We start from the raw sequence: 9,620 nt of genomic DNA on the forward strand, positions 1-9,620 counted from the left end.
CCGCGGCGGGTTCAGGGCACGGATGCCGCGGCGTCCGCGCTGTCGCGCTGTAGCGCGTACGCCACGGCGTCGTCGACGTGCAGGTGCCGCCCGCGCGCCCGCGCCGCCTCGAACTCCTCGGCGCCGGGTCCCGCGAGGATGCCGTCGACGAACTGCTGGTGGAACGAGAACGACGGCGCGTTGTACAGGCCCGTGCGCTCGCGAAGCACCTGGGCGGCGCCGAGCAGCGTGCCCGCTCGCGCCACGTCGCCCGAGCCGGCGGCGACGGCCGTGAGTCCCTCGAATCCGTAGGCGACCCCCTCGTCGTGGTGCAGTCGCTCCGAATTGGCGAGGCTCTCCTCGAAGCACTCGCGCGCGACGTCGAATCCCCCGAGGAGCACCTCGACCCATCCGCGATGGTGCAGGGCGATCGCCTCGCCGAGGTCGTCGTGCTGGCGCTTCGCGACGGCGAGGCTCTCGTCGAAGCGGGCGAGGGCCGCTCCGACGTCGTGCCTGATGAGCGCCACCCGGCCCAGGGTGACGAGCGCGAACGCCTCGCCCCACGTGTCGCCGGCCTCACGGAATAGCGCGAGGCTGGCCTCGAGCGCCTCGTCCGCACGTGCGGTGTCGGGCTCTCGGGAGCCGAGCAGCGCGAGGGCGAGGGAGATCAGCGCGAGCGCCTCGCCGGAGCGCTCGCCCTCACGTCGGAACAGGGCTGCACTCTCGCCGAGGCCCGGAACGAGCCACTCATCGGGGTCCTGCCAGAACGCAATGGCGCGCGTGAAGTAGAGCGCCGTGGCGCGGGTGAGATCGTCGAGCTCGTCGTCCGAGTCGAGCACTTCACGCATCCACTCCCGCACCTCGCCGAGGTGGCCGTGGACCCACCAGTAGACGTAGAGCGTCCACGCGAAGTGCGCGACGGTCGCCCACTGCCGCGTGTCGAGGAGGTACCTGGCAGCCGCGCGGAGGTTGTCGCCCTCCTCGGCGAGCCGGCTGATCCAATCGACCTGGGACGCACCTTCGAGTTCGAACTCCGCCTTCTCGCCGAGTCGCACGAAGTACTGCGCGTGCCGGTCACGGAGTGCCGCGGCATCCTGCCGGTCGGCGAGCCGGTCGAGCGCGTACTCCCGCACGACCGAGAGCATCGAGAACGCCGCTCGGTCGCCGCGCTCTTGCTGGCTCACGAGGCTGCCGTCGACGAGGGCACTGAGGTCGTCGAGCGTGTTCGAGTCGGGGATGCCCTCGGCGATCCACTCGGCGGCGTCGAGCGAGAACCCGCCCGGAAAGAGGCCGAGCCGTGTCAGCAGCTCCTGCTCGGAGGGACGGAGCAGCTGCGTGCTCCACTCGATCGTGGACCGGATGGTGCGCTGTCGCTCCGGCAGGTCGCGTGCGCCGCCACTCAGCACCACCAGTCGCCGGTCCAGCCGCGCGAGGAGGTCGGCGGGTGTGAGCACGCGAGCCCGCGCCGCAGCGAGCTCGATCGCGAGCGGCACACCGTCGAGGGCGATGCAGATGCGCTCGACGTCCTCGACGTTGGCGGCGGTGAGCTCGAAGTCGGGCTTCGCGGCACGCACCCGTTCGACGAACAGGTCGACCGAGGGCGCGGCGAGGGCTCGCGCGACATCGGCTCCGTGCCGAATGTCGGGCAGGGCGAGAGGGCCGAGCTCCACGCCGTGCTCGCCGGACAGCCGGAGAAGGATCCGGCTCGTCGCGAGCACGGTGAGGTGCGGGGCATCCGTGAGGAGCGAACGGATGGCGGGCGCCGCTTCGACGACCTGTTCGACATTGTCCAGAAGGAGGAGCATCCGCCGATCGCGCATCGCCACGCGGAGCTTCTCGTCGAGCGTGCCGTCGCCGACGTCGCGGATGCCGAGGGCGTTCGCGATGGCGCCGGGGACGAGCTGGGGGTTCGTCACCGGCGCGAGGTCGACGAAGACGATGCCGCCAGGAAACAGGACATGCAGCCGGTTCGCGGCCTCGAGCGACAGCCGGCTCTTGCCGATGCCTCCCGGGCCCGTGATGGTGACAAGGCGTACGTCGTCGTCGCCCAGCAGGTCGACGACCGTGTCGAGCTCGCGGTCGCGCCCGATCAGCGGGGTGAGGGTCGCCGGCAGCTCCATCGCGCCGTCCATCGACATCGAGAGGTCGGCGGCCGCGGCCACCCGTGCGAATCGTTCGGCGAGGATGGTCGCGAGGTCGCCTCGCACGAGCTCGGCGAGCTGCTCGGGGTCGGTGAAGTAGGCGTACGACGCGCGATCGTCGCCCTTGATGCGGCGGAGCAGCTCCGTCAGTCGGGGCTCGCGTTCACCGCCCTCCTTCACATAGACGAGCTTCGGCATCTCGGGGCGCGCCAGGCGGTACTCGTCCTCCAGGCCGGAGACGTCGTCGCCCGGCGCCACCCAGCCGTATCGCTCCCCGTAGAGCCCGACGAAGATGTCGCTCTGCGCGAGATATGCGCGGTACAGGTCGCGGGGCGGATGCGGGCGGGCGCCGAGCTCGAACATGACGGGTGCGAGGTTCAGCTGCTCGACGGCCGCGCGCACCGCCCGTCGCTCCGCCGCCAGCTCGCGCAGCGTCGAGCTCACGAACACGCGCAGGCGCTGGTCGGGAGTTCGGATCGGCGAGTCGGCCGGACTCATGCATGAAGTCTGTTCCTCGCGGCATCCGCCTGTAAATACCCACGACCGGGGCGCTCCGACCCAGCGCTGGCGGCCCGTGACGGCACGGAGGTACACTCGCGCCGGGGTGGACGATCCGGCGCCGGACCTGGCGCCCGACGAGTCGCCCACCGTGGCACCCCAGGGGGAGTCGAATGGATGCTCGGGCCTCGGCGACTCGGCCGCCGGTGATCCTCGTGGCCTCGGCCGACGAAGGGGTGCGCGCGTCGCTGCTCGAACCGCTCCGGCGACGGTACGCGGAGGACTACCGCATCGTGGACGCCGACGGCGCTGCACGCGCGGTCGCGGAGATCGAGGAGCTCGCGGCATCCGACGGCGGCAGCCTCGCCCTCGTGCTCGCCGACGACGCGTCGCCGGTGGGCGGGCACGAGAGCGTGTTCGCCGCGGCCCGGCGCCGCTTCCCCGATGTGCGCAGGGGGCTCGTGATCGAGTGGGGCTCGTGGGCCGACCGGGGCACCGCCGACGCCGTGCTGCGGCTCATGACGCACGTGCAGATCGATTACTACGTGGTGCGGCCCGTGCACTCCCCCGACGAGTCGTTCCACCGCGCGATCACGGACTTCCTGCGGGAATGGGAGGCCGCCGCGGGCAAGCGCCACCGCGGGTTCACGGTCATCGGCGACGAGGCGCAGCCGCGCACGCATGTGCTGCGCAGCCGCCTCGCCCGCGGCGGCGTGCCGACGGACCGGCTCGACCCGTCCGCGCCCGATGCGGTGATGCTGCTCGCGGCCGCGGGCGTCGAGTACACGGGTGTGCCACTCGTGCGGACCGCCGACGGGCGCGTGCTGGTCGACCCCGACGACGCGGAGCTCGCCCGCGCCTACGGGCTCACCACCTCGCTGCCCGACGCCACCGTCGACCTCGCCGTCGTCGGCGCCGGGCCGGGCGGCCTCGCCGCGGCGGTGTACGCGGCATCCGAGGGACTCGACACGCTCGTGCTCGAGGGCGAGTCGATCGGCGGGCAGGCGGGGTCGAGCTCGCTCATCCGCAACTACCTCGGGTTCTCGCGGGGGGTCTCGGGCGCGGAGCTCGCACAGCGCGCCTACCAGCAGGCATGGGTCTTCGGGGCGCGCTTCGCGCACACCCGCCGGGTCTCGGGCATGCGCGTCGTCGACGGTGGCTTCGAGCTCGACGTGACGCCAGGCGACGTCGTGCGCGCACGCGCGGTGGTGCTCGCGACGGGCGTCAGCTACCGCCGCCTCGCCGCCCCGGGCCTGCAGCCGTTCGTGGGTGCGTCCGTCTTCTACGGCGCCTCGTCCGTCGAGGCCAGGGCGCAGACCGACCGCGACGTGCTCGTGGTGGGCGGCGGCAACTCCGCCGGGCAGGCGGCGCTGCACCTCGCGCGTTATGCACGCTCGGTGTCCCTCGTCGTGCGCGGCCCGTCGCTCGCCGAGAGCATGTCACGGTACCTCATCGACCAGCTGGAGGCCGCGGGCGTCGGCCTGGTCACCGGTGCCCGGGTCGTGGACGCGGGCGCCGCCGCCGACGTGGACCGCCTCGACTACGTGGTGCTCGAGCGCACCGACTCCGGTGAGCGCGTCTCGGTGCCGGCGCACGCGGTGTTCGTCACGATCGGCGCCCGCCCGCACACCGAGTGGCTCGGGCCGGAGGTGCTGCGCGACCGGTGGGGCTCGGTGATCACGGGTCCCGAGGTGCTCGAGGAGGGCGGACGCCGCGCGTGGCTCGGCGGCGCCGAGGGGCCGGCGCCCCTCGAGTCGTCGGTGCCCGGCTTCTTCGCGGTCGGCGACGTGCGCCGCGGCTCGGTCAAGCGGGTCGCGTCGGCGGTCGGCGAAGGCTCTGTGGTGATCTCCTCCGTGCACGCGCATCTCGGCGCGCACGCGGGCGACTGACGGCGGGCCTCCGTTCAGGCTCCCTCGGTAGGCTGGACCGATGTCGTTCGATCCTCGAAGCATCCCGGTCGACCCAGCCGCATCCGCCGCCCTCGCCCGACACGGACTCGAGTATCGACTCCTCGATCCCGACGACCGCCCCGCCATGCTCGCGTGGATCGAGGCCGAGAATCGCGGCTTCCACCACGGTCGGCCCCGCGAGGTCGACCGCGACTACGACCTCTCCGTCGCCTCGGAGCGGCGCGTGCACGGGGTGTACGACCCGGCTGCGGCGCATCCCGAGGTGCCCGTCGCGACGGTCGACGGGTGGCCGACGGGGCTCAGCGTTCCGGGCGGCCGCAGCGTCGACGCCTGGGCGGTGAGCGCCGTGACCGTCTCCCCCACGCATCGGCGCCGCGGCATCGCCCGCGCGCTCATGGAGGGCGAGCTCGCGAACGCCCGCAACGCCGGCGCGGCGGTCGCCATGCTCACCGTCACGGAGGCCACGATCTACGGGCGCTACGGCTACGCGCCCGCCGCGAAGGCCGCGACCGTCACCGTCGATCGCCGGCGTACGCACTGGATCGGGCCGGATGCCCCGGGCCGCGTGCAGTTCGTCACCGCCGACGAGCTGCGCGAGGTCGCGCCCTCGATCGCACGCCGCTCGGTGGCCCGCACTCCCGGCGAGATCGACCGGTGGCCCGGCATCCTGGATCGCGCGCTCGGGCGCGTGGACCCCGACGGCGACGGCGCCCGTAGGGTGCGCACGGTGCGCTACGACGACGAGCACGGCCAGCCGCAGGGCTTCGTGGCGTACCGCATCCGCCGGGAGCCCGACCAGCCGGGCTTCGTCGAGTTCGACTTCCTGGTCGCTGCCACGGATGACGCGGAGCGCGCGCTGTGGCGCTTCCTCGTCGAGCAGGACTTCGTGAGCGGCGTCCGGGGCCTGCTCCGGTCGATCGACGAGCCGCTGCCGTGGCTCCTGGAGGACCCGCGCGCCGTCACCGTCTCCGACGTCGTCGACCACCTCTGGGTGCGTATCCTCGATCCGGTCGAGGCGCTCACCGCCCGCCGCTACGGCGGTGCCGGGACGCTCGAGCTCGACGTGGCCGACCCCCTCGGGCATGCCCGTGGGCGGTTCCGGCTCGTGGTCGACGAGCGCGGTCGCGCGGAGGTCGAGCGCATCCAGGACGCGGATGCCGCGGCATCCGGCCCCGGACTCCGCCTCGGCGTGCAGGAGCTGGGGGCGATCTACCTCGGGGGCGTGCGACCGTCGGTCCTGGCGCGGGCCGCGCGCATCACGGAGTCCGCCCCACGTTCGCTCGCGCTCGCCGATCGCGTGTTCGCGGCCGAGCGCACGCCGCACCTCAGCATCTGGTTCTGACGAGCCCGGGCGCCCCCGACGCCCACCCCAGTCCGGGGGTGGCCGGTGAGAGCGCTCCCCCCGCTCGGCCCCGGAAGCGCGCGGAGAGTCGCTTACTGACGAGTCAGTGAGTTATGGAAGCGTTATCAATGTGTTGTCCGGCGCCTCGACATTTGCGCGATCATGGCTGTGCCACCGCCAAGGATGACGGGGGCACCACGAGGGGTCGACCTCACCTCACAGAAGGGGAGAGAGCCATGAAGACGTCTTCATTGGTCTCTGCTGCCGCGCTCGCCGGTGTCTCGGCGTTGGTGCTGGCAGGCTGTGCCGCAGGTGGCGGCGGGAGCACGGACGACGCAGCGGCTGCGACACGCGCCTGCGTGATCCTGCCCGACGCCGCCTCATCGCCGCGTTGGGAGAACAACGACCGTCCGTACCTTGAAGACGGCCTCGAGGCCGCAGGGTTCGAGACGGACATCCAGAACGCCCAGGGCGACGTCAACAAGTACGCCACCATCGCCGACCAGCAGCTCAGCAAGGGCTGCGGCGTGATGCTGCTCGTCGACTACAACGGTGCGGGTGCCGCGGTCGCCGAGAAGGCCAAGGCCGAGGGTATCCCGGTCATCGCCTACGACCGTCCGATCGAGGGTGTCGACTACTACGTGTCGTTCGACAACAACCAGGTCGGTGCTCTCGAAGGCCAGTCGATCGTCGACGGCCTCGCGACCGCCGGCAAGGACCCGACCACCGCGGTGGTCGTGTACATGGGCGGCGACCCCGCCGACGGCAACGCCAAGATGTTCCACGACGGCGCCGTCGAGGTCATGGAGGCCGCCGGCATCACGCCCGCCGCAGAGCCCCCGGGCGTGTGGGACGGCGAGAAGTCCGCGACCAACTTCGAGCAGGCGCTCACCTCGCTCGGCGGCAAGGTCGACGCGGTCTGGGTCGCGAACGACACCAACGCCGCGGGCGTCATCACGGTCCTCGACAAGAACGGCCTCGTCGTTCCGGTCTCGGGTCAGGACGCGTCGATCGCCGGCCTGCAGAACGTGCTGCTCGGCAAGCAGACCGCCACGGTCTACAAGCCCATCAAGCTCGAGGCGGACGCCGCGGTCGAGCTCGCCATCGCCCTCCTCCAGGGCGAGACGCCGACCGCCGACCAGGAGCTCGAGGACGGCACGCCGTACGTCGCGGTGACGCCGCAGCTCGTCGGGCCTGAGCAGGTCGTCGACGTCGTCGACGCCGGCGACGCCGACCCGGCCGAGCTCTGCCAGGGCGAAGTCCAGGCGAAGTGCGGCGAGTTCGGCATCGAGTAATCGCACCATCCACGGGGCCCCGGACCTCGGCGGGACGACCGCCGGGGCCCGGGGCCTCGATTCCCTCTCCCGCAGTGGGCTCTCGAGTGCCACACTGAGAGCCAGACAGCGTCGTCGAAAGGAAGCGGCATGAACACGGGCATGGATGCGGGCGGCGCGGTCGCGCCGATCATCGAGCTGGAAGGGGTCGTCAAGAGCTTCGGCCCCGTCAGCGTGCTCAAGGGAGTCGGACTCAGGGCCTACCCCGGCAAGGTCACCGCGCTCGTCGGCGACAACGGTGCCGGCAAGTCGACCCTCATCAAGGGCCTCGCCGGGGTCCAGCCGTACGACGCCGGTGTCGTGCGCTTCGACGGCGAGCCGGTCACCCTCCACACGCCGCGCGACGCGGCGCGGCACGGCATCGAGGTCGTGTACCAGGACCTCGCCCTGTGCGACAACCTCGATATCGTGCAGAACATGTTCCTCGGCCGCGAGGAGACGGACTACGGCACGTTCGACGAGGGGCGCATGGAGCGCGACGCATCCGACACCCTCCGCTCCCTCTCGGTGCGTACCGTGAGGTCGGTGCGCCAGCGGGTCTCGAGCCTTTCCGGCGGCCAGCGGCAGACGGTCGCCATCGCCCGCGCCGTACTCAAGAAGGCGCGCGTCGTGATCCTGGACGAGCCGACCGCGGCCCTCGGCGTCGCCCAGACCGAGCAGGTGCTGCACCTCGTGCAGCGACTGGCCGAGCAGGGTGTTGCGGTCATCATCATCAGCCACAACCTCGCCGACGTGTTCGCAGTGGCGGACCACATCAACGTGCTCTACCTCGGCCAGATGGTGGCGTCCCTCGACACGAGCGAGACGAGCAGCGACGACGTCGTGGGCTACATCACCGGTACCAAGACCCCGACGGGAGCGGGCGCATGAGCACGCAGAAGGGGCCCGCCGGCGCGATCGCAACCGAGACCTCGGTGACCGAAATCAGCGCCGACCTCATCGGCAGCGGCCAGGAGGGCACGATCGGCGACCAGGCGCGCGCGTACTTCCAGCGCGTGCGGGGCGGCGACATGGGCGCCCTGCCCGCGATCGGCGGGTTCGTCGTGCTCACGATCCTGTTCAGCTTCCTCAGCCCGTTCTTCCTCACCGAGCGCAACTTCGCGAACCTCCTGACCCAGGCCGCCACCCTCGTGATGCTCGGCATGGCGCTCGTGTTCGTGCTGCTGCTCGGCGAGATCGACCTGTCCGCCGGCGTCACGAGCGGCATGACGATGGCACTGTTCATCGTGCTCGTCAACGTGTACGCCGTGCCCTGGATCATCGCCCTCGCCGCCGCGTTCGCGGTCGGCATCCTCACCGGCACGTTCATCGGGTTCTTCGTCGCGAGGGTGGGCATTCCATCCTTCGTCGTGACATTGGGCCTGTTCCTCGGGTATCAGGGCATCACCCTGATGATCATCGGCGCCGGCGGCCTGTACCGCGTGCAGATCCCCGAGATCAGGGCCATCCAGAACGCGAACATGCCCGTCTGGGCCGGCTGGGCGATGCTCGCGGTCATCCTCGCCGTGTCCGCCGCGACCTCGTTCTGGGATCGTGCGCGACGCAGGCGCGCCGGCGTGCCCAACCGCACGATCGCGCTCGTCTGGATCAAGCTGGGCGTCATCGCCGTCATCGGCGGCGCCGTGATCGCGATCCTCAGTCGCAACCGCGGCCAGTCGGTCGGCGTCGTCGAGGGCGTGCCGATCGTCGTGCCGATCGTGCTCGTCATCCTCTGGATCGGCACGTTCGTGCTCGACCGCACCAGGTACGGGCGTTACCTCTACGCGATCGGCGGCAACGCCGAGGCCGCACGCCGCGCCGGCGTCAAGGTCATGCTGATCCGCTGGACCGCGTTCATCTGCTGCTCCACTCTCGCCGTCGTGTCCGGCCTGTTCTCGATCAGCAAGGTCGGCGCGGTCGACGCCGCCGCGGGGCGCGAGATCGTGCTCTCGGGCGTCGCCGCCGCGGTCGTCGGCGGCGTGAGCCTCTTCGGCGGTCGCGGTCGCCTGCTCCACGCGGCAGTCGGCGCCCTCGTGATCGCCGTGATCACGAACGGCCTCGGCCTGCTCAACCTGCCCGCGGGCGTGAACCTCGTCGTCACGGGCGGCGTCCTCATCCTCGCGGCGACGGTGGACGCGGTGTCGCGGGTCCGCGCGGGCGGCTCGATCCTGCGCACCTGAGTCGCCTGGCGATCACGGATGCCGCGGCGGTGCGTCGCGGCATCCGTCATGTCAGGGCAGTCCGCGAGCTCGCGGGACCGGCGGCTCGCCGGCGACTGCACGCGGGCGTGCTCACCCGGTCCGCGGGCTCGGGTCATGCGGTCGCGGCGGTGGGGAGTTGGAATCGTGCGCGTCCGCCGAGTCGTGGGGTCTGGTGCGGGTCGATGTGGGGTGGTGGGATGAACCGCACTTCGCTCGGCGTTGCGTGGATGCCCCAT

At 71.8% G+C, this 9,620-nt stretch carries 6 protein-coding genes; 5 read left to right on the forward strand and 1 reads right to left on the reverse strand.

Features of this window, described 5'->3' with window-relative positions:
- Nucleotides 1–11 precede the first annotated feature (11 nt).
- Nucleotides 12–2,618: a DUF4062 domain-containing protein gene (locus ASG80_RS08205; protein ID WP_056729686.1), complete on the reverse strand. Its 2,607-nt coding sequence runs from the start codon at nt 2,616–2,618 to the stop codon at nt 12–14.
- 173 nt (nt 2,619–2,791) lie between these two features.
- Between ASG80_RS08205 and ASG80_RS08210 the strand changes: the two genes are divergently transcribed.
- The 5 genes from ASG80_RS08210 to ASG80_RS08230 all read left to right on the forward strand — a co-directional run bounded on the left by ASG80_RS08210 (nt 2,792) and on the right by ASG80_RS08230 (nt 9,363).
- Nucleotides 2,792–4,507, forward strand: coding sequence for an FAD-dependent oxidoreductase (locus ASG80_RS08210; RefSeq protein WP_156401723.1), 1,716 nt, complete (start codon nt 2,792–2,794; stop codon nt 4,505–4,507).
- A 40-nt stretch (nt 4,508–4,547) separates the two neighbouring features.
- The gene (locus ASG80_RS08215) at nt 4,548–5,870 is read left to right on the forward strand and encodes a GNAT family N-acetyltransferase (RefSeq protein WP_056729688.1); all 1,323 of its coding nucleotides are present in this window, start codon (nt 4,548–4,550) and stop codon (nt 5,868–5,870) included.
- Nucleotides 5,871–6,106: 236 nt separating this feature from the next.
- A complete protein-coding gene (locus tag ASG80_RS08220; RefSeq protein WP_056729689.1) occupies nt 6,107–7,165 on the forward strand; it encodes a sugar ABC transporter substrate-binding protein in 1,059 nt (352 codons plus the stop codon).
- 129 nt (nt 7,166–7,294) lie between these two features.
- Nucleotides 7,295–8,074, forward strand: a complete 780-nt coding sequence (locus ASG80_RS08225; protein WP_235508243.1) for an ATP-binding cassette domain-containing protein — start codon at nt 7,295–7,297, stop codon at nt 8,072–8,074.
- Nucleotides 8,071–9,363: a sugar ABC transporter permease gene (locus tag ASG80_RS08230; protein WP_056729690.1), complete on the forward strand. Its 1,293-nt coding sequence runs from the start codon at nt 8,071–8,073 to the stop codon at nt 9,361–9,363. The genes ASG80_RS08225 and ASG80_RS08230 overlap by 4 nt, the downstream gene beginning before the upstream one ends.
- The last annotated feature ends 257 nt before the right edge of the window (nt 9,364–9,620 follow it).

The sequence above is a fragment of the Agromyces sp. Soil535 genome, from assembly GCF_001428255.1.
Lineage (GTDB): Bacteria > Actinomycetota > Actinomycetes > Actinomycetales > Microbacteriaceae > Agromyces.

Excerpts from the sequence above, each read along its gene's own strand:
- ASG80_RS08205 (WP_056729686.1), bottom strand. The coding sequence starts at position 2,618 with ATGAGTCCGGCCGACTCGCCGATCCGAACTCCCGACCAGCGCCTGCGC.
- ASG80_RS08210 (WP_156401723.1), top strand. The coding sequence starts at position 2,792 with ATGGATGCTCGGGCCTCGGCGACTCGGCCGCCGGTGATCCTCGTGGCC.
- ASG80_RS08215 (WP_056729688.1), top strand. The coding sequence starts at position 4,548 with ATGTCGTTCGATCCTCGAAGCATCCCGGTCGACCCAGCCGCATCCGCC.
- ASG80_RS08220 (WP_056729689.1), top strand. The coding sequence starts at position 6,107 with ATGAAGACGTCTTCATTGGTCTCTGCTGCCGCGCTCGCCGGTGTCTCG.
- ASG80_RS08225 (WP_235508243.1), top strand. The coding sequence starts at position 7,295 with ATGAACACGGGCATGGATGCGGGCGGCGCGGTCGCGCCGATCATCGAG.
- ASG80_RS08230 (WP_056729690.1), top strand. The coding sequence starts at position 8,071 with ATGAGCACGCAGAAGGGGCCCGCCGGCGCGATCGCAACCGAGACCTCG.